The 26,564-nt window shown below is 54.9% G+C and carries 13 protein-coding genes and 1 pseudogene; 7 read left to right on the forward strand and 7 right to left on the reverse strand.

All coding sequences use genetic code 11. The features are described from left to right. Positions 1–38 precede the first annotated feature (38 nt). On the forward strand, positions 39–10,427 hold the full coding sequence (locus ACO0U8_RS16045) for an autotransporter outer membrane beta-barrel domain-containing protein (RefSeq protein WP_421671223.1): 10,389 nt from the start codon (positions 39–41) through the stop codon (positions 10,425–10,427). Positions 10,428–10,488: 61 nt separating this feature from the next. Here the strand turns inward: ACO0U8_RS16045 and ACO0U8_RS16050 are convergent, their stop codons facing one another. Further along, positions 10,489–11,133, reverse strand: a complete 645-nt coding sequence (locus ACO0U8_RS16050; RefSeq protein ID WP_421671224.1) for a hypothetical protein — start codon at positions 11,131–11,133, stop codon at positions 10,489–10,491. 180 nt (positions 11,134–11,313) lie between these two features. Between ACO0U8_RS16050 and ACO0U8_RS16055 the strand changes: the two genes are divergently transcribed. Next, a complete protein-coding gene (locus tag ACO0U8_RS16055; protein ID WP_056779822.1) occupies positions 11,314–11,499 on the forward strand; it encodes a hypothetical protein in 186 nt (61 codons plus the stop codon). A 75-nt stretch (positions 11,500–11,574) separates the two neighbouring features. On the opposite strand, the gene ACO0U8_RS16060 is transcribed toward ACO0U8_RS16055, so the two are convergent. Together ACO0U8_RS16060 and ACO0U8_RS16065 are read right to left on the reverse strand one after the other, a co-directional pair. Further along, positions 11,575–11,814, reverse strand: a complete 240-nt coding sequence (locus tag ACO0U8_RS16060) for a DUF1272 domain-containing protein (RefSeq protein ID WP_421671225.1) — start codon at positions 11,812–11,814, stop codon at positions 11,575–11,577. Between the two features lie 29 nt (positions 11,815–11,843). Continuing rightward, complete coding sequence (locus tag ACO0U8_RS16065; protein ID WP_421671226.1) at positions 11,844–13,265, reverse strand: MFS transporter; 1,422 nt, start codon at positions 13,263–13,265, stop codon at positions 11,844–11,846. A gap of 132 nt (positions 13,266–13,397) precedes the next feature. On the opposite strand from ACO0U8_RS16065, the gene ACO0U8_RS16070 reads away from it, so the two are divergent. The 3 genes from ACO0U8_RS16070 (at position 13,398) to ACO0U8_RS16080 (ending at position 16,149) form a co-directional block, all read left to right on the forward strand. Continuing rightward, entirely contained in the window at positions 13,398–14,315 is a 918-nt protein-coding gene (locus ACO0U8_RS16070; protein ID WP_421671227.1) for a LysR family transcriptional regulator, read from the forward strand. 327 nt (positions 14,316–14,642) lie between these two features. Continuing rightward, entirely contained in the window at positions 14,643–15,083 is a 441-nt protein-coding gene (locus ACO0U8_RS16075) for a winged helix-turn-helix domain-containing protein (RefSeq protein WP_421671228.1), read from the forward strand. Positions 15,084–15,243: 160 nt separating this feature from the next. Further along, positions 15,244–16,149, forward strand: a complete 906-nt coding sequence (locus ACO0U8_RS16080) for a LysR family transcriptional regulator (protein WP_421671229.1) — start codon at positions 15,244–15,246, stop codon at positions 16,147–16,149. Positions 16,150–16,345: 196 nt separating this feature from the next. Here ACO0U8_RS16080 and ACO0U8_RS16085 read toward each other — a convergent pair whose 3' ends face one another. The 4 genes and pseudogenes from ACO0U8_RS16085 to ACO0U8_RS16100 form a co-directional block, all read right to left on the reverse strand. Next, positions 16,346–16,681: a phage holin family protein gene (locus ACO0U8_RS16085; protein WP_217203153.1), complete on the reverse strand. Its 336-nt coding sequence runs from the start codon at positions 16,679–16,681 to the stop codon at positions 16,346–16,348. Between the two features lie 755 nt (positions 16,682–17,436). Continuing rightward, positions 17,437–17,632, reverse strand: a pseudogene (locus ACO0U8_RS16090) (RHS repeat-associated core domain-containing protein); the annotation flags it as partial. 203 nt (positions 17,633–17,835) lie between these two features. Continuing rightward, positions 17,836–19,047: an RHS repeat-associated core domain-containing protein gene (locus ACO0U8_RS16095; RefSeq protein ID WP_421671230.1), complete on the reverse strand. Its 1,212-nt coding sequence runs from the start codon at positions 19,045–19,047 to the stop codon at positions 17,836–17,838. Positions 19,048–19,146: 99 nt separating this feature from the next. Beyond that, entirely contained in the window at positions 19,147–22,896 is a 3,750-nt protein-coding gene (locus ACO0U8_RS16100) for a hypothetical protein (protein ID WP_421671231.1), read from the reverse strand. A gap of 350 nt (positions 22,897–23,246) precedes the next feature. On the opposite strand from ACO0U8_RS16100, the gene ACO0U8_RS16105 reads away from it, so the two are divergent. Continuing rightward, on the forward strand, positions 23,247–25,061 hold the full coding sequence (locus ACO0U8_RS16105) for a hypothetical protein (RefSeq protein WP_421671232.1): 1,815 nt from the start codon (positions 23,247–23,249) through the stop codon (positions 25,059–25,061). 340 nt (positions 25,062–25,401) lie between these two features. Beyond that, a complete protein-coding gene (locus tag ACO0U8_RS16110; RefSeq protein WP_056780159.1) occupies positions 25,402–26,556 on the forward strand; it encodes a mandelate racemase family protein in 1,155 nt (384 codons plus the stop codon). Positions 26,557–26,564 lie beyond the last annotated feature (8 nt).

Consider the following 26,564-nt stretch of genomic DNA (forward strand, 5'->3'; position numbering starts at 1 on the left):
CATGGATAACAACTGAACTTATACAGGGCGAGAGAATTATGCTAAGCACACAACATGCCGTTATATCCAACAAGAGAAAACGTGAGCTAAAAGATTATTCCTTAAACAAACTCTATATCGCCCTGAAGATCATCATCATCTCGTCCACGATAGGCATGCCAAACGCCTACGCTGTCGATTTGCCTTCGGCGGATGCAGGCTGCGACACCGGCACAGTCACCTGTACGGTGACCAGCGCATTGGGGACGGATTTTACGGTAACCAGCGATATCACCGCATCGGTGAATGCGATTGACGCTGATGCCACGGTGACGGGCAGTACGTTCACCGTCAATAACGGCATCAGTGTGATCGGGGGTGCAGGAGGTGCCGGGTTCAATTTTGCCACCGGCAGCAGCAACAACACGGTGACCAACAACGGTACAATTCAGGGCGATTTTGGTATTAATTTCAATGGTGGTAGCGATTTTACGGTTATTAATAATGGTCTGGTGAACAGTAACGGGGGCTTGTCATCTTACGGGCTGGGGAATTTCGGCAGCGGATTTACCCTCACCAACAACGAAGGCGCGACGATTTCGGCCGTTCATACCGTTATTCAGAGTTCGGAAGACAGTAATGGTGTCACCATCAATAATGCCGGGGCAATAACCCCCGATGATGGTACCGGTGGAGTGGCGATAAAATTATACGGCAGCAATAATATTCTTAATCTTAATACCAGCTCGGCCATTACCGGTGATATTCAGTTTGATGTGAATCAGGTCAATAACTCCATCAACCTGCTGGGCGGAAGCCTGGACACCGGTACCTTCAGTAATTACGTGAATAACAATACGGTTAATTTACTGAATATCAATGCGCCGGGTAAAACCTGGGATATCTCCGGGACCTTACCGGTCGCCGGTGCGATCCAGTTGCAAAGCGGCAATGTCGTGGTGACCGGCACCTTAAGCAACTCGGGGCAGGGCGGAACAACCATTGCCAACGGCGCCTCACTGCAGATCGGTAACGGTGGTCTGACGGGCAGCCTGAACGACGACGTCATCAACGACGGCACCCTGACGTTTAACCGCGCTATTGCCAGCACCTTCAGTGGAAATATCAACGGTAACGGTAGCGTGGTTCAGGCAGGCTCTGGCATAACAAATCTTGCCAGTCTCGGCACCTGGAGCGGCGGTACCCAGGTCACTTCCGGCACGCTCAACGGTATGGGCGCTACTGATGCGCTCGGCAGCGGCGCCATCAGCGTCACCAACGGCGCGATCCTCCAGCTGGGCGATACCTCGACGTTTACCAACTACAATTTCTCCGCCAGCGGGCTGTCGCTGGAAGCGTCGACCTTGCGCATGTACGGTTCGCAGGCCACGGCGCTGCCAGCGGAGGTGAGTTATCTCTTCGGCAACCTCACCGCGCCCATCGCTCTTTCAAACTCGACGTTGCAATTTGATCAGTTTGCTGCGGCGAACATTATTTTCGACGGCGACATCAACGCGTCTAACACCAGTTCGCTGAACTATGTCGCGGATAACGGTGCCCATACGCTGGCGATGAACGGCAACCTGACCGGTTCCGGTACTTTCAGTATCAACATGTCCGAGAACAACACGCCGGAGTCGCTCGGCCTCTCGTTTAATGGCACCGCAAATAATTACACCGGTACGATGAGCCTCAACGGTGATGCTTACATTGTGGACGTCAATACGCCACTGGGGCAGGCCTCCTGGTCGGTGACCGGGCCGCAAACGCTCAATTTCAACGGTGCCAATACCCATGTGGTCACGGCGCTCAGCTCCGCCGCCAACAGTATCGTCAATATCACCGACGCGGGCACCACGCTGCAAGTGGGCGCGGGGACGGTCAACGGCGCGATTGGCGGCTCGGGCAGCCTGCTGAAAACCAGTACCGGCATTCTGGCGCTTGATGGCGTAAACACATACCTAGGCAGTACAAAAATCTCCGGCGGGACGATCAACCTGGGCGTGGCCGACGCCATTGCCGCCAGCAAATCGGTCGAAGTTGACGTGAATACCACGCTCGGCATGAAGAGTTTCGATCAGGTCTTACAGGATCTGACCGGGGCAGGCACCATCACCATGGGGTCGGGTGACCTGACGGCGCAAAACACGGCGGACACCCTGTTCACCGGTAAAATCAGCGGCACCGGCGATCTCATCAAAACCGGTACCGGCGTGCTGACGCTGTCCGGCCTGACGAACTCGGTCGGCGCGACCTCGGTCAACGCGGGCACGCTGCACTTTGCCCAAATTGGTGATTTCGCCACGACCGGCCTGACGGTGAACACCGGCGCGACGGCGCAGCTTGCCAGCACGGCGCAGGTGGTTTCCACGGGCGCAACAGATATTGAAGGCACGCTGGATGTGACGCTCGGTGGCTCAACGGCCAAAATTAATTCGGATACCGCCACGCTGGGCAGCGGCTCGGCGCTCAGCGTCACCGGTTTTAACCCGGCCGCCGCCACCAAAGCCAGCGATCTGAGCACGGCGCGCACCGTGATCATCCAGACCACAAACGGCATTACCGGGGATTTCGCCACGGTCACCGGCCTGACGCCGAGCGGCGTAGATTATTACTTCAACGACGCCAAACTCTCAGCGGACAGCAAAACCTACAGCCTGGGCAGCGAGCTGGCCTGGACCTCCGGCACCGCACAGGCGACCGGCAATTTCACCCTGACCGATGCGGGCGATGCATTTAACGTTGACGTGGCGCTGGGCGATGAAACCGCCAACGGTGCAACCTGGGACGGCAAATCGCTGACCAAGCTGGGGGCGGGTAACCTGACCTTGTCGGCGGCGAATACCTACACCGGCAGCACTGACATTCAGGCGGGCACGCTGACCACCGGCACCGACAACGCCTTTGCCACCAGCAGTTCGGTGAATGTGGCCACCGGCGCCACGCTGGCTCTCAACAATTTTAACCAGACGGCACAGGATCTGACCGGCGCGGGCGCTGTCACGCTCGGCACCGGCACCCTGACCGCGCAAAACAACAACGACACCACGTTTGACGGCACTCTCACCGGCACCGGCGGCATCACCAAAACCGGCACCGGCACGCTGACGCTCAGCAACAGCGGCAACAGCGTGGGTGCGGCGGACATCGCCGCCGGTATTTTGCATCTGACGCAAACCGGTACGTTCAGTGCGGCCAGTTTGCTGGTCGATACCGGTGCCACGGCGCAGCTCGACAGCAATGCACTTATCGCCACCACCGGCACCTCGACCGTGAACGGGACGCTGGATGTCACCCTCGGCGGCAGCGCACCGATGCTCACCGCCGCAGACGCCACTCTGGGCAGCAACGCCGCGCTGACGGTCACCGGCTTTACGCCGGTGGCGGCCACCAAAGCCAGTGATCTGAACGGGGCGCGCACGGTGATCATTCAGACCACCGGCGGTATCACCGGCGACTTCGCCACGGTCAGCGGTATCACGGCGAGCGATGTCGACTACATCATCAACAGCGCGCGTAAATCCGCCGACGGCAACAGCTACAGCGTGGGCAGCGAGCTGACCTGGAATGCCGGGCCGACGCTCTCTTCCGGCAATTTTACGCTGACAGACGCCAGCGACACCTTTGACGCAGACGTCGTTCTGGCCGATCAGAGCGCCAGCAGCACCGGCTGGGACGGCACATCGCTGACCAAACTCGGCGCAGGCAACCTCACGCTGTCTGCCGCCAACACTTACACCGGCGGGACCACTGTGCAGGCCGGTACGCTGACCACGGGCATTGAGAACGCGATTGCCACCAGTGACACTGTCACCGTTGCTTCAGGTGCCACGCTGGCACTGAATAATTTCAATCAGCTGGTTCAGGATCTGAGCGGCGCGGGGATTATCACGCTGGGCACCGGCACGCTCTCTGCGCAAAACAATAACGATACGACGTTTGACGGGCAACTCACCGGCACCGGCGGACTGACCAAAACCGGTACCGGCGTACTGACGCTGTCCGGCCTGACCAACTCGGTCGGGGACACCAGCGTCAGCGCCGGCACGCTGCATCTGACCCAAAACGGCATGTTTAACGCGGCAGGTCTGAATATCGACAGCGGCGCAACCTTACAGCTGGATGCGAATGCCCAAACGACGGCCAGCGGCAGTGCGGTCATCGACGGCACGCTGGATGTGACGCTGGGCGGCACGGCACCGTTGCTGACTGCCACCGATGCCACGCTGAACGCCTCCAGTTCGGTGCTGAATATCTCCGGCTACACCAGCGGTCCGGTGGCGAAAGCCAGCGATCTGGACGGTGCGCGCACCGTGGTCATTCACACCACTGATGGCATCACCGGTGATTTCGGTTCGGTGGTCGGCGTGGGGGCGGGCAGCGCGGATTACATCATCAACGACGCTAAAAAATCCACCGACGGTCTGGATTACAGCATCGGCAGCTCGCTGGCATGGAATGCCGTCGCACCGCTTTCCTCCGGGACCTTTACCCTGACGGACGCCAATACCTTTGACGTTGACGTGGTGCTGGCCGATCAGGCGGCGAATGGCACGCTTTGGGACGGAAAATCGCTGACCAAAGCGGGCACCGGCACGCTGACGCTTTCCGCGGTGAATACCTACACCGGTGCCACGCATTTAACCGGCGGCACGTTACAAACCGGCATCGCCAACGCGCTGGCTGACAGCAGTGCGTTAGCGCTCAGCAGCGGAACGACGTTCGATCTCAATGATTTTGATCAGCAGGTGCAGAACATCGGCGGCAGCGGCGATATCACGCTCGGCAGCGCCACACTCACCATGCAGAACAATAGCGATTTCGGGCTGAGCGGGGTCATCAGCGGCACTGGCGGTCTGGTGAAAGAAGGCACCGGCACGCTGACGCTGGCCGGGGTGAATACCTATTCTGGCGGAACGGTGATCAATGCCGGGCGACTCAGTATCTTCAATGAAGGCGCACTCGGCGCGTCTTCCGGCGGTGTGACCATCAACAACAACGCAGCATTTGATATCGGTGTACCGGGGGAATTTGACCACAACATCACGCTGGGCACCGATGGCGGCACCATTATCGCTACCGCAGGGGCGAATCTCGCTGGCGTGATCGACGGCACCGGCCACCTGACCACGCAGGGCATTATCGACGTGACCGGCGAGAACACTTATACCGGCGGCACCACCATTAACACCGCGTCAACGCTCTCCCTGGGCCGTGGCACCACCACCGGCAGCATTGTGGGGGATATCACTAACAACGGCATCCTGGCACTGACCCGCAGCAATGATTTCACCGTCGCGGGTCTGATCAGCGGCAGCGGCAGGGTGGATGCGCTCGGCGCGGGCACCGCGACCTTAACCGGTGCGAATACCTACACCGGCGGTACCAACGTGTTCGGTGCGCTGCGTCTGACCGGTGACGGCGCGCTCGGCACCGGCGGGGTGTCTGTCGCCTCGCCAGGCTCTTTACATATTGATGCGCCGAACGGCGGCAGTTACACCTTCACTCAGGCGCTGACCGGTAACGGTACGCTGCTGGCGAATCTGGCTGCCACCACTGACACCTTCGCGTTCGGCGCAGCGACCGGCAGCGCCTTTACCGGCACGGTCGAATTAGGTCAGGGCCAGTTCTCACTCTCAGGTGATAACACCACGGCGCTGACACAGGCGACATTGCAGCTTGATGCGGGCAACGTCACCACCGTCGCCCCAGCAGATCAAACCATCGGTAATTTAACCCTTAACGGCGGCACCCTGGCCTGGAGCGGCCAGACACCGCCGGGATCGCCGCTCGGCATCGTGAATGTCACCGACCTGACGCTCACCAGCGGCAACGTGCAGGTGGATGTGCCGGTGACCAGCGGGCTGCCTAATCCGGTGCCTTCGCCGGGCGTCAACCTGCTGGCGCAGGATGACGGCGAGATCCAGTCTCAGCTGATCGCCGCCGGTGGCACCGTGACCGGCGATGCTTCCTCGCTGACGCTGACCGACAGCGCCGGGCAGGTGGTGAATAATCCGCAGACGCTGGCGATCACCGAAGGCGGCACCACGGTTGCCAACGGCAGCTATGATTTCATGCTTTCTACCGGGGCGAACAACGACGGTCTGTATCTCGGTTACGGCCTGAAAGGGCTGGATCTGCTGAGCGGCCAGACGTTGCATCTGGCAACGGACAGCGGCTCGGCGTCTACCGGCGCGGTGCTCAACGCACAGCTGACCGGCAGCGGTAATCTTGACGTCAACGGCAGTGCCTCTGCCGGCCAGACGCTGACCCTCAGCAACGCCGGCAACAGCTATACCGGCACCACCACGGTCAGCGGCGGTACGCTGGTGGCGGGCAGTGATAATGCCCTCGGCGCGACCTCTGAGCTGTTATTGCAGGATACTACCGGGTTCGATCTCAACGGCAAAACCCAGACAATCGGCAGCCTGAGCGGGGCGAGCGGCTCCACGCTGAACATTAATGGCGGCAACCTGACCCTAAGCCAGGGCGGCCAGAGCGACGGCACGCTGTCCGGCGCCGGTAATCTGACGGTCAACGACGGCACCCTGACCGTGAATGGCGCGAACAGTGGCCTGAGTGCGGCGGTGATCCTCAATAATACCGCACAGGCGCTGCTCAGCGACGTGGCGGCGCTCGGTACCGGCAGCATCAATCTCAACGGCACCACCACCGGCGTTCAGCTTGACGGCGCAACCGGCACGCTGGCGAATTCGCTCAGCGGTAACGGCGTGGTCGGGATTCAGGGCGCGTCGGCGGTGACGCTTTCCGGCGATAACAGCGGGTTTGGCGGCACCTTTACGACCGATATCAACAGCAGCCTGACGGCAGCCACGGCGCAACATCTGGGCACCGCCGCCATCAGCAACGACGGCGCGCTGGTGCTCGACACCGCTACCGACTGGACATTCAACAACGTGGTCAGCGGCGGCGGTACGCTCGAGAAATCGGGCACCGGCAATCTGTCCATTGGCAGCAGCAATACCTACACCGGCGGCACTACCGTCAGCGCGGGCACACTGACGCTGACCGACGCTCAGGGTGCAGGCACGGGCACGGCGACCATCGCTGCACCGGGCACGCTGGCAGTCAATCTGACCGGCGGTAATTTCAGCAATGCCATCGATAACAGCGGGTTACTGACCCTCAGCGGTGCAGGTAACACCCTGAGCAGCGCGATCACCGGCAGCGGCACCAACCAGATTTCAGCCACCGATCTCGTCATCAGCGGCGATAACAGCGGATTTACCGGCGTGTGGGATCTGGCCTCCGGCAGCACTTCCACCGTCGCGGCTGAACAAAATCTTGGTGCGGGCAGTGTGCTGCTCAACGGCACGCTTAACGTGGCACCGGCAAGTGGCGATTTTGTATTTGATAATGCGCTGACCGGGCAGGGCGCGATGAACGTTGCGATGGCGACAGCCGTTGACCGCTTCTCCTTCGGCGCGGACAGCGGCACGGCCTTCGCCGGGCTGGTGAATCTCGGGCAGGGCGCGTTTACCTTGTCCGGCACGGACACGCAGGCGCTGACCAGCGCCACGCTGCAAAACCAGTCGGCCAATATCGTGGTCGGCGCGGGGACGCAGGCCATCGGTAATCTGGCGCTGAACGGTGGTACTGCTGCGTTTGACGTGCTCACCAGCACGCTGATCACCACCAACCAGCTGGCGCTGAACGGCGGTGAAATTCGGGTTGCCGGGCTGGAAACGCAGCCCGATCCGGCCAACGCCATCGGCGAACCTCTGCTTCAGCAGGATGACATCATTGGCGATCCGCTGATCCTCTCGCAGGGCAATACCGGGTCTTCTGCCAACCTGACGCTGACCGATGCCCTGGGTAATGTGCTGGCACCGACCACCGCCGATGTGTCGCAGTTCGGCAACGTGGTGGGGATCGGTACCTACAACTACGGCCTCACCGGCAGCAATCTGCAAGGGCAGACCGGCCTGTTCCTTTACTCCGGCCTGGTGAAACTCGATTTGCTGGCAGGCCAGCAGGTTTCTCTGGTGCAGGATGCCAGCGCGCCGCTGGGCGGTAACGAGATGCACGCGCTGATCACCGGCGCGGGTGGGCTGAACGTGGACGTGGTGACAACCGCCACGCTCAACAACCCGCGTAACGATTACACCGGCAAGACCACGGTCACCAACGGCACCCTGCGTCTGGGCTTTGATCACACGCTGGGCAACACCTCTGCGGTGGATCTGCTGGGCACCAGTCAGCTGGATCTGAACGGCAGAACGCAGAGCATCGGCGCACTGAACAGCGCGGCCGGTACCACGGTGAATCTCAACGGCGGTACCCTGACCATCACGGACAGCCAGCGTACGGCGGGCGATACCAACGGCGGCACCGTCACCGGGCGTCTGACCGGCAGCGGCCAGCTGATCGTTGATCCGAGCGTGCTGACCGTTGATGGCGCGAACCCGAACCTGTCGGCGGCTACGCTTATCACCGGCGGCTCGGAAGTGCGCCTTAACAATGTGCAGGGTCTGGGCACCGGCAGCATCACCATGGATGCCGCCAATGACCTGCTGACGTTCGACACCTTCAACGGCCAGACCGCCAGCGGCTCGCTGGATAATGTGCTGACGGGTGCGGGTTCCGTACGGCTTCTCAGCAGTGAAGTGATCAGCCTCGGGGCGGATAACAGCGCCTTTAACGGTAATTTCACCGTCGGCAATGACGCCACGCTGGTCGCCTCGCAGGCGGCGAATCTCGGCACGGCGGGCATCACCGACAACGGTTTGTTGCAGATCGACAATGCCGCCGACATGACGCTTGCCAACAGCGTGACCGGCACCGGCGGTTTGCTGAAAACGGGCGCAGGCGCTCTGACGGTTTACCAGCCTGCCTATTCCGGCACCACGGCGATCAACAGCGGAGCGCTGATCGTCGGTAACGGCACGCAGGCCGGGGCAAAACTGGGGGCGGACGGGGCCGGTGAGGTCAGCGTGGCTTCGGGCGCAACGCTTTCCGGCGACGGCACCGTGAGCGGCAATGTCACCAACAGCGGAACCGTTGCAGCCCTTAACAGCCTTTCGGCTTACGGCTCGGCGGCAGCCAGCGTGCTGAACCTTAGCGGTAATCTGACCAACAGCGGGCTGCTGCAACTGGCAGGCGGCGCGGTCGGCAACACCTTAACGGTCGGCGGCAATTACATCGGGGGCGGCGTGCTGGCACTGCAAACCGTGCTCGGTGGCGATAACTCGGTGACGGATAAACTGGTGGTGGCGGGCGACACGTCCGGCACCACGCAGGTGACGGTGAAAAATGCCGGAGGCAGCGGCGCGCAGACCACTACCGGGATCCAGGTGGTGGATGTCGGCGGGCAATCGAACGGGGTGTTCAGCCTGAATGGCCGTGCGGTGGCGGGTGCGTATGAATATCAGCTGGTGAAAAACAGCGCCAACGGCGACTGGTATCTGCAATCCGGCACCACCGGACCGCAGCCGCCAGAGCCACCGACGCCGGAACCGCCAACACCGACGCCGTCTTCCAACACCTATCGTCCTGAGCCGGGGGCCTATCTGGCTAACCAGCGGGCGGCACAGAACATGTTCCTGCACACGCTCTATGACCGTTCGGGCGCGGCGCGCAGCAGTCAGGATACCGACACGGCCAAAGGCTGGGTCCGTCTGGGGGGCGATTACACCAAACAGAAGAGCAACGGCGGGTTGTACGATGAGAAAACCCACACCACGCTGGTGCAGCTCGGCAGCGATTTGTATCAGCTTGACGGTGTCAACGGCGACCAGATCAATGCCGGTCTGATGGCGGGATACGGGCATTCCAGCAGCAACGCCAGCGTGAAAAACAGCAACTACGAGGCCAAAGGGCAGGTTAACGGTTACAGCATCGGCGCTTACGGCACCTGGTACGCGCAGGCCGACCGCGTCAGCGGCGCGTATGTAGACAGCTGGATCCAGCACGCCTGGTACAAAAATGACGTCAACGGCGACAGCCTGCCGCAGGAGTCTTACGACAGTCAGGGGACGGATGTCTCGCTCGAAACCGGTTATGGCTTCGCGCTGAAACAATCCGATGAAGTCCGCTGGGTGGTCACGCCTCAGGCGCAGCTGGTCTACAGCCACTACGAAACCGACGGACATACTGAACAAAACGGCACCCGCATCAACGCCAACAGCGACGACGGCATCAGAACCCGTATGGGTGTGCGCCTGAGCCGCCAGAACACGGTGAAACTCAACAGCGCTCAACCGTTCGTCGAGGTGAACTGGTACAACGGCAAACCGGCATCAGACAGCGTGGACTTCAATCAGGTTCGCTTTGAAAATGCCACGTCGGTTAACCGCTACGAAGTGAAAGCCGGGGTGACCGGTTCCATCAGTCAGAAATGGCAGACCTGGGGACAAGTCAGCAGCACCTGGGGCGACAATAACTATCAGGGCTATCAGGGGATGGTGGGCGTGAAATACCAGTGGTAAACCGCTGAGCAGAAAAAAAGCCGGGAGCGAATGCCCCGGCTTTTTTATGTGTTGTGAACGGTTATTTGCTGCAACCGTCCAGTTGCGGGTAATTACGGCACACCAGCATGAGTTTCTTTTTCGGTTCGAAGCCATTTTTCAGCATGCATGCCTGCAGTTGTTTGGTGTGTCCGATGTCCGGCATCGCCAGCCGGGAACCCAGCGGTTTCGGATAGCCACACTGGTACATCACCGGTAACGCAATCGCATCATTTTCCGATGAATGGGAAAAATGCAGCGAGGCACCGGCTTTACGCCAGCTGATGAGCTCGTATTCCCTCGTGCCTGAATCGGGTTTGATCGGGTGTAATCCGCTGTCTGCGACAAAAGGCAGCGATTCGATTTCCTGGTTCGTCAAAGGGCGCCCAAGCTGTTTGGCCCGGCAGGCGGGTGTGTCCTGGTAGACATCACAAATGTGAAAACCATGTTTATAGGTAAATCCTTTGGCTTCCATGCACTGGTAATACAGCACTGATTCGTTATCGGTAAAATCAGGTTCCGGCCCCGGCAGCGGCACCCCGCATTGCCCCATCGCCACACGCGCATCATCTATCGTGGAGTGGGGGCGCTGCCACTGGGTTAAATCCGGTGGCGGCGGGCAGCCGGTAAGCATAAACACCGAGCCGACCAGTGCCGATCTGAAAAGCAGAGACGAGATGCGAGGCATAAAAAATCCCTTTTAATTATCATGTTATAGATTTCTCAGCCGCCCTTTGGCCGACGGGCGCGAGGTAAGAATACCGTTTATGACATGCTTTCTCAGGGATTGCGAACGTTCCGAACATTCCTATTTCAGGGTTATCATTAGCTTGCTAATATTAATGCTTGCTCAAATAGGGAGGTTGATATGGCAGAGAAAGACGCATATTCGATTTTACTGGAAGCTTCTCATGGAAAACTTTGCTCAGCAGACCTCTATAAAGGGAAACCGATCAGTTCGGTGATTAACGTGGCGCTGGATGCCATTATTGATTTAGAAACTGAAGTGAAGAGATTGAAATTTTTGCTCAGGCAGCGAAACATTGAATACTGATCGCTTCAGTCAACGCCGGGCGTCACGTGCCCGGCGTCATTCATCCCCTCATTCATCCCCTCATTCTTATTCTCCCTACGAAGCACACCCTGCCGGTTTATAAACCCGCGTGGTTGACGCCGGGTTATTTGCCAGTTTATTGGCGGGTCTGCGCGGACGGGCCACCAACTCTCCGCCACAGTTAGGGCAGACTCCGTGAAGTTTCTCTCCCGCGCAGGGCACGCAGAACGTGCATTCAAACGAACAAATTCTCGCATCAGCGGCAGGTGGCAGATCGGTATTGCAGCATTCACAGTTAGGTCTGAGTTCCAGCATAGAATTTATCCTTTAACGGGTGGCGGTTTTCAGCCATTTTGCAGGTGAGAAGCGGTCTTTCGCAAGCGAGTTACGCTTAACACCATCGCCAGCACCGTGGCGATCACCGCCACCCACAAACTTAGCTGTACCGCATGGGCTTCCTGGCTCAGGTTAGTGGCGGCATAGACTGACAGAATGACCCCGACGCAGGCGGCACCGAGACACTGACCGAAGGTCCGCATGATCGCCAGTACGCCGGAGGCATAACCGCTGTTTTCCCGCGAGGCATTAGAGAGCATTTCACGGTTGTTCGGGCTCTGGAAACAGCCGAAACCAATGCCGCAAACGAAGCTGCGCAGGCCGATATCCCACACCTCTGGTTGCGCAGGAAGCCGGGCCAGTAACAGTAATCCTGCGGCAAAGATGGCCAGCCCGACGGTTGAAATAATCGCGGCCGGATAGCGGTCGGCGAGGCGTCCGGCGTGCGGCGCGGCCAGAATAATCCCCAGCGGCCACGGCGTGAAAAGCAAGGCTGAAACAAACGCGCTGTAACCGTAAACGCTCTGAAACAGGAACGGCAGCGCGACAAAAGTGATCCCCTGGCTGATAAACGAGGCCAGCGACGTCAATGCCGCCAGCGTGAACGGGCTGGAAGCAAACATGCCAAGCGGCAGCAGCGGTTTTGGCGCACGGCGCTGACGCCAGATAAAAGCCACACCGGAAACGATGGCGGTCGCGCCATAGAGAAGGGCAATGATCAGGTCATCTTTATCCGGACGCGAGAAGACGTCTGCAGCCATGATAAGAGACCCCAGCGCAATGGCCGATAATATCGCGCCCGCCACATCAAAAGGCTGACGGGTTAACGCCGGGTTAGAGGGGACAACGCGCAGGGTCAGGATCACCGCAATAATGCCCAGCGGTATGTTGATCGCGAAAAGCCATTGCCAGCTCAGGGTAGACAAAATAGTGCCGCCAAGCACCGGTGCGACGGCGGTACTGGTGGCGATCATCAGGGCGTTCAGCCCGAGAACCCGCCCGAGCAGGCGATTAGGAAAAACAGAGCGTAAAATCGCCGGGCCGATACTCAGCGTGGCCGCCGCGCCGATACCCTGAAGCACGCGCATGATAATCAGCATATCCAGAGAGCCGGAGAGCGCACAGCCCGCCGACGCCAGCGTAAATACGCTCAGGCCCGCGGCAAACAGCGACCGGTAACCTATGTGGCTGGCGAGTGCGGCGAAAATCGCCAGCGTCATGGACGCCGACAACAGATAACCGTTCGACACCCACACCGCCGCCCCCGCTGAGATGCCCATCTCTCTGGCAATCTGCGGCAGTGCGATATTCACCATTGAGCCGTCAAACACCGCCATGGTCGCCATGGTCATCACGGCGGCCATCGCCAGCCCGCGTTCGCGGCCTGGTAATCCTTCGTCGCCCGGTTTGTCGGAGAATAATTCCATCATGCTTGTGCTCTCAGTTATGTGTAGTCGGGTCACTATAGCCACCGGCGACAGCGTGCGGAAGACGCAGCATCTGCACTTAATACCTGCACCAAACGCCTTCTCTCCTTTTTACGGCTGCGTTAGTATGGCGGAATGAATGAACCCGATCTGAACTTACTCATTGCGCTTGATGTGCTTCTGGCTGAAGAAAGTGTAGCCGGTGCTGCCCGACGTCTGGGATTAAGTGCATCGGCGATGAGCCGCACGCTCAGCCGGTTGCGCGCCACCACCGGCGATCCGCTGCTGGTGCGCGCCGGGCGAATTATGGTACTGACACCCTACGCCCAGGAGATACGCCAGCGGGCCCAAAACGCCAGCTTTGAAGCACGCGCCTTGTTGCGACCTTCCTCCGCAGACTTCAACATCGCCAGACTTGAACGCACGTTTCTGATCCGTTCCAACGATGGTTTTGTGGTGGCGTTTGGTGCCGCGATGATTGCCGCCGCGGCGAGCGCTGCGCCTGACGTGTGTTTGCGGTTTATGCCAAAACCCGAAAAAACCTCAAGCGCGTTGCGCGAAGGGCGGGTTGATCTTGAGATTGGTGTGCCAGGCGACATGGGGCCGGAGATCCGCTTACAGACCTTGTTCCGCGACAGGTTTATGGGGGTGGTGAGAAAAGATCATCCGCTGGCGCTCAGGCAGATCAGCGCGGAAGATTATGTGTCGTTCGGGCACGTTGTGGTTTCACGCCGTAACAACACCTATGGCCCGGTGGATGACGCGCTGGCGGAAGTCGGGCTGAAACGGAAAATCGCAGCCGTCGTGCCAGGCTTTTCCGCCGCGCTGGCGATTGCACAACACTCCGACCTGGTGGCGCTTATCCCGGCGTCATTCCTGATCGCCGGACCTGACCCGCTGTATACCTTTGAGTTACCGGTGAAAACCCGCGAAATCACCATTTCCCAAATGTGGCATCCGCGTTCAGAAGTGGATCCGGCACACCGCTGGCTGCGACAGCTGGCGCTGAGTGTTTGCCGGGAGAAGGTAAAGAATGCGGGGTATTGTTCATGAAGGGCCGTGTTGATTATTTCGGCAATTAATATTAAGTCTGTAATGTATTAATGCCTTATTTATAAATATGCGATATATTTAAATTTATAATATATATGTACTTATCGTTCTTTTATTTGTATAGGTGAATATCTCTAAGTGATATGCTTATTTAGATGAAAGTGAAGATCACTTCCTGTCAGATTTAAATACCTCGTATTTAGAGTGGGCAGTTCACATGTTATATAATAATAAATAAATTTATATAGTAATGAAAACAGGTAATGTAATAGCATCGCGGATGTGGAAATTATTCACTACGCATAAATACACAAGGAGGGAAACTCAATGGCCAATTACAGGATCGATAATAAATACATATTCAATGAGTCAGCAAAAGAAATAAGAAAATTATATACCAATAAAAAACTGAAACTGACGTGTATGCGTTCACAATGCCTCGCCTATATACTCTTACATGCTAATGATGAGGTTATTACTAAGATTGAAATGTCTCAGGCGATTTGGGGGGACAGAAGTCAGTTTACCAGTGAAGCCAGTTTGACCCAGGCCTTGTATCTGATCAGGCGAGATCTTAAAACTATCGGCATCGATGATTTATTTATTACTGTGCCAAAAAAAGGTGTGGCCTTTAACAAGACGCTGATCATCGAAGATTTAGGGAACGGTTCAATGAAAATGAGTGTAGTGAAAGAAAAGCGTGTTCTTCTTTTTGTTTCTGCGTGTATTTTGATGTTAGCGGCACTTGTTGCATTTAATTTTTCCTGAATGGTCTTACCGAAGGGGTAATTTAACCTGCGGGTTTTGTAATAGTGTAAGTTATGACGCTGCTTTAAGGATTTCCGTAAAAATAGGGCATTGAATTTATGAGGATCATGATGCATTTTTTCTAATTATACTGAGGTTGATTTGTATAATGAGGTAAGAAATGGTGAGCGGTAAAACAGATGAATTTGATTATAATCTGATCAAAACAATGAACGAAGTGATTGTCTCAGGAAATTTATCCAGGGCAGCGACTAATCTGAATCTTTCGGTTTCTGCGGTAAGTTCATCGCTAAAAAAACTACGACAGCATTTTGGTGGAGAACTTTTCTATCGTACTGTCAATGGCCTTAAACCGACCCGCGCAGCGCTGGAGATAAATGATTCCTTTTCGAAGGCGATTTTCATTATTGAAAGTGCGGTAAAGAATAAAGAATTGATACAGTCCGGCTATTCGACGTTGAAGGTGATATGCCCGGATGTGCTGGAAAATTACTTTGGGGCTGACAAAAATGACAACATTGAATTCGCAGATCATGGGTATAGCGATCATGATGATGTGATTCAACATTTCTTGCATAAAAATATCGATATCCTTGCGGGAAATATTGTTCTACACCATGAAAGAGTGATCACGCAAAAACTGGCAGTATTTGACGATTTTGTCATTGTGTGCAGCGCAAGCAGTATTTTAGCCAGCCAGGATAATTTCACCCTGACACAGTATTATACGCTGCCACATGTATGTTATTGCCACAGATTGCTGGGGCCTGAGAAAGCCCCGTTTGGCGGTAAAGTGTATATTGATGCACCTTATTCCGGAAACATCAGAACAGCCTATATGTCGTCCTCTATTAGCGGGGTCATTCATGCGCTGGAACACAGCAATATGCTGGCTGTCTTGCCCCGGAAAATTGCACGTCATTTTATCCATGATCGCCAGTGCCCTCTTGTTGAATTTAATCTTCCAGACGAAGTGAAGATTATTTGCCCTCCTCTTTATGTGAACTATTTGTTCGATGAAGACAGGGGGGTGGATATCAGTGAACTCATTAAATATCCTGTCTGATGCTATCAAAGTAAACCCGATGGTTAACGTTTTTAATAGACATCATTAGCCTTGCCGAGTGCGTGATTATCTGTAACTCCTGGAATATGACATACTAGCAGGATTTCTGGTTCTTCTGATATGTCATATCTTTATTGTTCGATGAAGACTATTGTTCGATGAAGACACAAGCGTGTCATTTAATCTGTTGAGGAGGTTATTTTGACCCTGGCGGGAAGTGATCAACCCAGTCCGCAATTTTCTTTCCTAAAATATTCAGAATAGGGCCAGAGAACACACCGCCTAATCCGGCAAATACTAATACCCGGTTATCGCTGATATTTTTGTTAATCAGGATAATACTCAGCATCGCCCCGCAAAAGCATGAAACGATAATCTGCAACAAACAGTTAATAATGTCCTGCATTAAACCACGATTCACCCTTAACATGATGTACCGAACAATACCGCCCCAGCCAGACATCAGCAGAATGGCGAATATGATTTCATGGTTCATCTGCAATATATTATTAGCACCTTCAGCTACGCTCATACTGCATTTCCTTATGAGTGATGTCGGCTTTCATAAATGAAAGCCGATGCGAAAATATTACTGAATGAAATCCATGGCATCATAAGGGGCACGTTGCCATATAGGGAATGTTGTTCGGTCAAGAATGGGCAGGAACAGGGTGCTGCCGGCCAGATTAATGGCCGAACCGGCCGCCGTGATGCTGGCATTCTTGACGTCTCCTGCCCTGAGATAGTCCACTGTGTCTTTGGCAAAGCCTCTGAATTCACGAAGCGACGCCGCTGACTGGGTTCTTTCACCCGCATACACCCGTGCGAGATTATCCGAAATACTTTCCAGTGAGTGTTCACTCAGCCCGATATTGTGGTTTTGCAGGAACGTGTTCACGAATTCCACGCCCTTAGGATAAATGGAATCCTCGCTATAGTTTTTCGGGATACGTGACCCTAAAAGCTTTCTGCGCACCATGCCCGGATTTTCAGCCATCGCCGGATCAGGAAGAGGCATAATCTCCTGAGCGCCAGAGGGGAGTTGAATTTCAGGCGGTGCGATGCTTTGTGCAGAACCCGCTTCCGGCGCTGCTTCGTGCAAGAACCGCAGGGCTGAGGACTTGGTTTTCTTAAGTATACTTTCCGAAACCTGAGTGGCACTGGTACTGGCAGATTCCGCCTCCAGGGCACTCATGCTGGCTTCCTGGCGGACGACTTTAGGGACGGCGTTGAGTTCCTCTACGGAATCGAGAACCGTATTCACAGCCGTGAGTATTTTCCTGAAGAGTGCATGCCCGCTCGGATCCACGTTATTGACCGGATCCGCTTCGCAATAGACATAGGCATTGATCCCGCCTTTACCAAAGGGGCTGAGGCTGTCGGGGCAGGAAAAGCGCATTAATACCGGGCTGTAGGCGCGATAACCATTCCCTAAATGACTGCTGCCGGTCAGCGGGTCATGACGTTCACCATTAAAGCCTGGCGTAGTCTCGTGCAGATTATTCGTGCTGCCTGAAGGGCCATAATGCAAAGTCTGTCGGGCTTTTCCGTCAGTCGTTAATAACGTGCATCCGGTCGGGCTGGTGCCTGTAAGTTTTAATGACATGTCGATATTCCTTTAAAGAAAATGAACGGGCTACTCCTCCTGCCACCAGGCTGGCGTCATAGCCCAGGGGTGACGCAGGATCATTGCGCCTGCGGTGCATTTTTAAAGTGAGCTGATTTGTAGGATTTCTGATGCAGGTCGCGGTTATTCATGCCAAAAATTCCCGCCGCCTTAATCATCCCGTTTTGGCTGTCATTTTCGGCTGAACTTTCAGATGACGCCGTCTGATTAATTCCCTGTGCGTCAGTCTTTGTTTGCAACCGGGAAGGGTGGTATCCCATAGACTGAAGATAAGTGTTCCGCGCAGGCGTGCCCTGTATACCGGTCGATTTACGTACATCGGGTGTCTGAACTGAACGGGAGGCCCGGTTAGTGTTGAGCATCAGTCGTGAACCACTCACATTCATGTCCGTGAGATAAAGCGAAGGCTCCACGGCTGGCGAATAGGCGTTCTGCGCAGCCATGGCTTGTTCCAGCGCATAATGGGTAGAGACGGACATTTCCGCCGTGACGGTTTTGGCATTTTCGGCCAGTTTTCTGCCTAGTTTGGTGTAGAAAGAGGCGGCGATGCCTCCGTATTCCACACCCAGCCCTATCGCCACTTCGGCCACCGTAACCGACGATGTTTGAATTGCCGTACCTATCGCGGCATTGACAACCCCCAGCGTTGCCGCGCCCTGCAATCCTGATAATCCCGCGGTGCTTCCGGCTACGGCGACTGCGCTGGCCACTTCTGCACCTGCTCCTACGGCAGTACCCACTCCCGCGAAAGCCGCTGAGGTTGAGGCCGTCGCCGTGGCGGCTGCGAATTCTGCTGTCGTCATGGCCGCACCCGTCCCGACGGCTGCACCCGCCGCCGCACCCGCTTCAGCACCGGCCGTCAATCCCGCTGCCGCGCCTGTGATGGCAGCGCCTACGGTTTGAATGGCAGAGGCAGCAAGCGAGGAGAATAAAGACGCGAAGAAGGTGATCAGGAAAAAGTGCCCTGACGGGTCAGTGTGGTTAATGGGATCGGATCCGCAATACACATAAGGGTTGATCCCGCCTTTCCCAAAGGGGCTCAGACTGTCCGGGCAGGTAAAACGCATCAGCACAGGACTGTACGCGCGGTAGCCGTTTCCCAGATGATTCACGGCGGTGAGGGGATCATGACGCTGACCGTTAAAACCCGGCAGCTCTGCGTCTTTTTCGCTGGCCGTGCCCCAGGGTGAATAATTAAAGCGGGTGGTTTTCCCCTGCTGTAACGCGCATAAGGGCGTACCGCTGAGGAAATTACCTGTTAATTTCAACATTGTGTTCTTCCTTAATAAAATCTGTGTGGCGCACCCGTCATGTGCCGGGTGCGTGAGAAACACTCAGAAAAGCCTGCGGGAGCCCCGCTGGCCGTGCTCTTAACTGGCGAAGCCGTCTTCGCTGACTGCCGCACTGCCGCTGTTTCCCGGAATAAATCGGGTGATTTTCTGGGTTTTGCTGCATGCCTCATTGACCAGACGTTCGCCGGTATAGAACAACTGGCGGTCATCACCGGTCAGCGACTGCATGACCAGCTTATTCAGCGCATCGTAGTGGTAAGTGCTGAGCGGCTTGTTACTGGCATCACAGATGCGGGTCAGACGCCCAAGGGCGTCGTAACTGAGCATCCGGCCCGCTTCGTCCCGGGTCATGCGGCCGTTGGCGTCGTATTGCAGAACAATGTGCGCCGGATAACAGGCCGTCAGTGAATGCTTCACTTCTGTCAGTTGGGTAGGATCCTGAGAATTGGTAAAGAGGAAGGTGGCAGTATCGGTACCGCCGCCCGCAATCACCGTCACGCACCGGGTGATGTTGCTCAGTGCATCGAGGGTGAAGGTCTGTGATTTTACCGGCTGGCCATAGCCGTCAACCGTCGGCTCACTGCCACTGCATTCGTATTTAATCAACCGGTTACGGACATCATAAGTGAACGTCTCCGAGCGGATGACGGTGCTGGCGTCAGAAACCTGACGCGTCGCGATCAGATCACTGGCGGTAAAGGTTTGCACGATGCTCAGCGCACTGGCACCGGAAGGCGAAATCACCCGTTTTATTTCACGGTTAAAATCATCCCAGGTCAGCGTGGTCAGCAGACGGGTGCCGTCTTTCGCGAGTGCATTCTGCGAACTGACGCGGCCAGCGGCGTCATAAGCGATACTCACGGTCACTTGCGGATCGCTGATGGTGATCACCCGGCCATAATCGTCGTAATCCAGCGTTTGTTCGTTGCCTGCCACATCAATGTATTTGAGCGGCTGACCTTGCAGGGTCCAGGCGTAGCCTGCCGTGCGGGTCTGTTTGCCCGGCATAAAGAACGTTTCCTGCTGCAATTCACCGGTTGGCCACCAGCTCATGGTTTTGCTGCGGCCATTGGCTTCATGCGCTTCGAGCATTTTTCCCGTCTGTGTGGCGTAAATAAAGCGCTGATCGATATCGCCGCTGCTGCTTTTCACCGACGCCACGGCATCATCAAGCTCGGCAATGTAGGCATAATTGAGCTGATTTTTCATGTTGTCGCGCACGGTCGCAGGGGAGGCGCATGCCCCTGAGTAGGTGTAAGTTTGGGTGCGGCCACCGCTGACACTGGTGGTCAGACGGCCCAGGCCATCAAAGGTTTGGGTGCCCAGCAGCAGGGCATTGCCACCTTTTGGTGTGACGCTAACCGAGGTGATCAGTGTGTCGGTCGAGTTCGGATCGTAGGTTTTTGTCACCACGGTGCCATCCGGCAATGTCTGGGTGAGCATGCGGCCAAAGACGTCCCAGGTGTAATGCGTCACATTATTCTGCGGATCAACGTGTTCACGCACGCGTCCAAGCCCGTCGTGGCGCAGTTGCTGTGTGGACATCTGCACGCCAGCGGCAGTCACTTTGGTGATTTTGTCAGCCAGGTTCTGCTTGTTATACAGCGTGTTCTGAGAAGCCAGTTTCAGCGTACTGCCACGGGTGACCTGTAGCTGTTCGATTTTTTCACGGGTAATCGGGTCAAATTGTTGCTGTTGCTGCTGGCCGGAACTCAGCACTTTCATGTAGTTCTGGCCCCAGCTGTCAAACAGGACATTTTGCGCAATCAGCATTTTGGAACTGGTGTCGCCTGGGGTTTTGTAATCTGTGTCCTGCGTTTTAATCAGACGGCTGGAGGCATCATAAAGATGCTCTTTGATCTGATAGAAGGTACCGGCGCTCTTGTCTTTGTCGTTCAGCCATTCGGTAAGAACACGGCCCATGCGGTCAAAATGTTTGCGGTGCGCGTTCCCTTCATTATCGGTGTAGGTGGTGGTGATTTCGCTGGCCTGGCCGCCGCTGGTTTTCATCGCATAAGCGATTTTCAACTCATTACTAAAGCCGTTATCCGGATTGATGACGCGGCGGACGAGGCGTCCGAGTGAATCGTAGTTCAGCGCGGTTTTTACGCCTTGTGAATTGATAAATGCCCGCAATTTATTGGTGAAACGTGAATGCTCGCGCTGAGTGGTTTGCGTGGTGGCGTCATGGCCGGTAAAGGTGCGGGTGTGGATCAGTGATTCGCCGGATTTCACATAGGTGAACGCGTTTTCAGACGTCGTTTGCACCCTGTTACCCACGCGTACCCGGGCCTTTTGAATTCGGCCATAGCTGACTTTATCCGACGCGGTGGCGTGATAGCTTATCTCGCGCACCAGTTGGCTCACGCCGTCGTTCAGGCGGGTCATTTTCACCGGGACAATATGGAAAGCCGCGCTGGTGCGATCGAGGGTCGCCAGCTTGTCGAATTTGCTATAGGTCAGTTCAACCGGCGCGTCAAAGCTAGTAGGGGCGGGCGTGACCTTGCGGCTTTTCTCAAAGCGCACAAAACCGTGCGGACAGGCAGGGCAGCCGGTATCCGCCGTGGTTTGCGATTCGCCCGAAGCAGGGTAATAAACGATTTCGGTCAGCGCGCCGCCGGGATCAACCTGTCTGGTCAGATTGCCGCTGGTGTCATATTCGGTGGTGGTGGTTTCCGAATATTTTTTGGAGCCGCTGTTAATCCAGGTAATGGCCTGTTTTTTCAAACACTGCAGTTGCACGGGCTGCATGTCGAACGATTTGCCGGCGTCTTCGTAGTAGGTCATGGCGGTTTGCTTGTTGTCGTCGCCCTGTTTTTCCTCTGATAACGTCATCAGGTGGTAGTGGTTGTAGACGCGGCGGGTGGAAAGTGCGTTCGGTGAGGTGTTATCCACGACCTTTTCAGTACTTTCGTACACATAACTGCCCGGCAATGAATAGGTGTAATCGCTGTCTGCATTCCAGGCGGTGCTGCCGCCATAGCCAAGATAGTTATTGCTGCTGTAGGTATAGGTACGCACCAGATCTGGCTGGCCCATACCCGGTTGGATCGTGTAACTGACCACGGCGGGTAGCGCTTTCTGGCCGGAAGAGGCCGGGAATTTCATCAGATCCTTCTGGTACACCACCGATTTTTTCAGCCCCAGCGGCGTGGTCATGCCGGTCAGGATCTGGCTGTTAATCAGTCCTGCGGTATAAGCAAGGCTCCAGGTTAAGGTGATGTCGGCACTGGAATGGCTGAGGGCGGTGAGGAAATTATTCTGTGTGGTCAGCGTGATGTCATATTTTTCGCTGTTGTTTGGCGTGAAATGGAAAACCGTGTTGGCCAGATAGTCAACGGCGCAGTGAACGTCATTGTCCATATCCACGACTTTTGTCAGGCGTGGCGTGCCGTGTGTGCCATCCCAGGTAAGCGTAAGATAATGTCCAAAAGCACCAATGATTTTTACCGGCAAATAGAGATTCTGGCACACCAGCCCCAGCACTTCGGTAACACCACTTTTATGCACCACCTGATAACCAGAAGACGTTTTCGTCATGACAAAGGTTTTCAGTTTCATCTGGCGCACGCTTAACCTATTGCCATTTTCATTGATCACATAATGTTCACCGGTATTCAGCGTCACGCGTTTCTTCTGACTGTCATACATCGTCATGCCGGTCGTAAAACCCAGACCAAAACCGATATTGGTTTCTGATGTGGGGGAATAGCTGATGGTAAAGGGAATTTCAGGTCCGTTGCCGTTATTACCGACAATGTTTCCCAGGCTCAGGCTTGCACTGTAAAGGCCTGTGCGTGGATCCACTTCATCATTCACTGAACTCATAAAGTTCTTCGTCTGTGTATAATAATTTTCACTCATGATTCATTCCTTTTTTTCATATAACGTCATTGTAAAAACAGCTATCCGTCAGGAACTCGCCCTGTTTCTAGAAATTAAACTGCGTTGTGACTAAATGGCAGAGTAATAGTTTCGGCGTATAAATCATGTCATTGCGTCTCATTTTGTTTTTAATCCGTTTCGACAATAATTGTGAAGCGTGAAGTGATATAAAAAAATATCAGAAAGAAGGGCTTTGATACGCAATGAGTTGTTCATCCCTGCTGTTTCGCTATTGTTTTTCCCGTCGCCACTCCTATCGGTGGTGCGTCATTTAATTAATAAGGATAATGATTATGTCTGACACAGAGAGCAACAATGAGTTTAGCAACGACGTACTGGATAATAGCAACCGCGTATTGGATGGCTATGACTTGGCCAGCAGTGTGTGGGCCAACTTTGATCACTTCGAAAAACTGGAGCTTTTCTTAAAATATAACGATGAACAAAACGGGCTCATCAATTATAATCTGAAAAATAAGACACAACTGACGGTTAAAGTCAGAGCTCGTGCTGTTGATAAAAAAGGGAAAACCTTACCCCTCACGGTCGCTGATTTAAAAAGCGTTGCCTGTCTGTGTGTGTATGAATCAGACAGTAGTTTCTATCAGAATAATGGTTCGTGGAAGCTTTACCAGAAAAGCGATGGCTCTGATTACCAGCCAGTATTAACAGAGAAATTATCGAATCAAAATACCTATGATATTTACGGGGTAGGTAAAGAAACCGGCGATGCAGAATGCGATCTCTATATTGCACCTAATGGCACCGCCTTTGACCTGGTGAATATTGCCGTCCATCTGGATATCCCGGGGCACGGACGTTCGGGCACGGCGAAAGGCAAAGCCACTGGCGCTTATCCCGAGTGTTATATCTCTGTCAGAGGGATAACCAGCGTATGGGATGTCTGCGAGAGTATCTCGAGCCTCGCAATTTCCTATGCGGAAAGCACCAATTCAAAATCTACGCTGTATGCCAACGGCCGTAACCAGGCTCCGGCGAAAATTTCAGTCTCTGCGGTGGATGCCCAGGGGCATTACCTTAATCTGATGGTCAGTGATTTTATTACCGAGTATAAGAAACAGTATTCAACTCCACGCCTCGAACTGATTAACACCCACAATAATGATGATGTGCTGGTTTTTAATGGGACAAAAGGTGCGTGCTATACCTTTACCGCCAATGAATGGAATAACCCGGTTAATTATGCTTCCGGACCCCGTGTCATTGCGTCAGCGGATAACGGCATTTGTGATATACCGGTTTATATTTACAGCCATACTGCCAGCGCAGGAAAAGATATTTCTGTACGCCTGAATATTCCGGATGTTGCCTGTATCACTACCGCGCTGACCTCGACAGGGCAATGGTCATCTTATGCTTCGTCTAAAGTGACATTGACATTTTTAGCAAAAATTGATTATTCAGATGTTTCAAAACTGACGATTGTCGAGAAAGGCTGGAGTACGCTCTGTGACACCGTGCATATTACTTATCATGCCAATAACTGGGGTGGGTCAAGTCATTCGCAAAGTAATGCGGTTGTCAGGAGTAAACAGGTTTTAATTAAGCCTGATGTCGGAAATTCTGAGGTTAAACTTCTGAATGAAAAAACCGCTGTTCTTAACCGAACGCATTGTGCGCCATACAACACAAAAGAGAAAATCGGGATGTACGGTTATAGCTCAGCACATTCAGCAGATACTTATGTACAGTCACTTCTTGATTATACGCCAGAGCACGGCGGGCATATTGTTGCCTGGGCCGTGGAAGTTCCGCCTGACATGAAGAAATTCGGTTTTCTGTTTACTTCAGGGCATGATTGTCAGGATGAAACCAATTATGAGCCGTATGCATACCACTACATGCTGGATATAAACGAAAACTGCGGGAAAAGATCCTGGATCGTTTCACCGGCACGTGTCGAAGGCGTGGTCACGCTTCATGCATTGGAAGCGTCTCACAGTATCGACAATTATTGTCACCATTTGCCGGCATGGACACCCAAAATCAATCCGGTAAAAGTCACGGTCTGGGATAATTTCGGTAATACCGGTACCTTCCAAATCTCCTGGGATCAGCGCACTTATACGCCGACGATTTCCGGTTAATCAGGCACTTTATTCCTTCTTCAAATTGCCCTGGCACATTGTGTCAGGGTTTTTTATCCCTACATTCCCTCCGCCTACTTCCTGTACAGATCACACTTCTTCCTGCTTTCGTGAAAATGCTCACATTCCCCCGTGCGGATGCACAAACATACGGCAAAATTTTCGGCTTTTAGCCGTGGAAATGTGCAAAAAAAGTGGCTAACTTCAATTATGAAACGCTATTTTATTAATGTTGGATTGCGGTTTTAACGAAGTGTGAGTGCGCTCACAAAGCCGATGGAACGCGCAATTTGGAGCACCCTGACGGGTGTTAACTCTCTCAGTAATGGCAGGTATCGCTGTGAAAATACGTTCTGTTGAAGTTTCTGTTTTTACTTATCCGACTCGCCGTGTTTCCGACAGCGCGGGTCATTCGCATCCGGGTGAAGAAAGTCTGGCAAAAATGGCGATGTTAACCATCACCACCGATGAAGGCGATTGCGGGTATTCATTCGCGCCGCCGGAAGTGGTGCGTCCGCACGTCGTCAACGCCTTTTTCAGAAAAGTGCTGATCGGTCAGAACCCGTTTGACCGTGAACGCCTGTGGCAGGATCTGGTGCACTGGCAGCGCGGCAGTGCGCATCAGCTGACCGAACGGGCGCTGTCGTTTGTCGAGCAGGCGCTGTGGGACCTGATTGGCCGCAAACTGAAGATGCCGGTGCACAAACTGCTGGGCGGCTTTCGCGAGAAAGTGCCGGCGTACGGCAGCACCATGTGCGGCGATGAGCTGAAGGGCGGGTTATCGACGCCGGATGAATTCGGCCAGTTTGCTGAAAAACTGGTGGCGCGCGGTTATCAGGCCATCAAGCTGCACACCTGGATGCCGCCGGTGGCGTTTGCGCCAGACCCGAAAATGGACATCAAAGCCTGCGCCGCCGTGCGTGAAGCGGTCGGGCCGGATATCGAGCTGATGCTCGACGGTTATCACTGGTACAGCCGCAGTCAGGCGCTGACCATCGGCAAGGCGCTGGAAAAACTCAACTTCGCGTGGTTCGAAGAACCGATGGAAGAAGAGAGCATGGCGTCTTACGCGTGGCTGGCGGAAAACCTTTCTATTGATGTGATCGGGCCGGAAAGTCTCGGCGGCAAACATCACAGCCGTGCGGACTGGGTGAAAGCCGGCGCCTGCGACATTTTACGCGCCGGAGCCAACGGTGTGGGCGGCATCTCGCCGTGCATGAAAGTCGCCAGCCTGGCCGAAGCCTTCGGTATGGACTGCGAAGTGCACGGCAACGGCGCGGCCAGCCTGGCCGTGGTCGGCGCTATCCGCAACTGTCGCTGGTACGAACGCGGCCTGCTGCACCCGTTCCTTGAATATGACGAACCTGCTGCGTACCTCAACAGCATCGTTGACCCGATGGATGAACAGGGTTTTGTTCATCTTTCTGACCGCCCTGGCCTCGGAGAGGACATCAATTTTGATTACATAGAAACCCATACCGTCAGCCGAGACTGACCTGCGGG

Origin of the sequence: Rahnella sp. EDr1-12 (assembly GCF_049206505.1) — a bacterium.
Classification (GTDB): domain Bacteria; phylum Pseudomonadota; class Gammaproteobacteria; order Enterobacterales; family Enterobacteriaceae; genus Rahnella; species Rahnella rivi.

Excerpts from the sequence above, each read along its gene's own strand:
- ACO0U8_RS16045 (WP_421671223.1), top strand. The coding sequence starts at position 39 with ATGCTAAGCACACAACATGCCGTTATATCCAACAAGAGAAAACGTGAG.
- ACO0U8_RS16050 (WP_421671224.1), bottom strand. The coding sequence starts at position 11,133 with ATGCCTCGCATCTCGTCTCTGCTTTTCAGATCGGCACTGGTCGGCTCG.
- ACO0U8_RS16055 (WP_056779822.1), top strand. The coding sequence starts at position 11,314 with ATGGCAGAGAAAGACGCATATTCGATTTTACTGGAAGCTTCTCATGGA.
- ACO0U8_RS16060 (WP_421671225.1), bottom strand. The coding sequence starts at position 11,814 with ATGCTGGAACTCAGACCTAACTGTGAATGCTGCAATACCGATCTGCCA.
- ACO0U8_RS16065 (WP_421671226.1), bottom strand. The coding sequence starts at position 13,265 with ATGATGGAATTATTCTCCGACAAACCGGGCGACGAAGGATTACCAGGC.
- ACO0U8_RS16070 (WP_421671227.1), top strand. The coding sequence starts at position 13,398 with ATGAATGAACCCGATCTGAACTTACTCATTGCGCTTGATGTGCTTCTG.
- ACO0U8_RS16075 (WP_421671228.1), top strand. The coding sequence starts at position 14,643 with ATGGCCAATTACAGGATCGATAATAAATACATATTCAATGAGTCAGCA.
- ACO0U8_RS16080 (WP_421671229.1), top strand. The coding sequence starts at position 15,244 with ATGGTGAGCGGTAAAACAGATGAATTTGATTATAATCTGATCAAAACA.
- ACO0U8_RS16085 (WP_217203153.1), bottom strand. The coding sequence starts at position 16,681 with ATGAGCGTAGCTGAAGGTGCTAATAATATATTGCAGATGAACCATGAA.
- ACO0U8_RS16095 (WP_421671230.1), bottom strand. The coding sequence starts at position 19,047 with ATGTTGAAATTAACAGGTAATTTCCTCAGCGGTACGCCCTTATGCGCG.
- ACO0U8_RS16100 (WP_421671231.1), bottom strand. The coding sequence starts at position 22,896 with ATGAGTTCAGTGAATGATGAAGTGGATCCACGCACAGGCCTTTACAGT.
- ACO0U8_RS16105 (WP_421671232.1), top strand. The coding sequence starts at position 23,247 with ATGTCTGACACAGAGAGCAACAATGAGTTTAGCAACGACGTACTGGAT.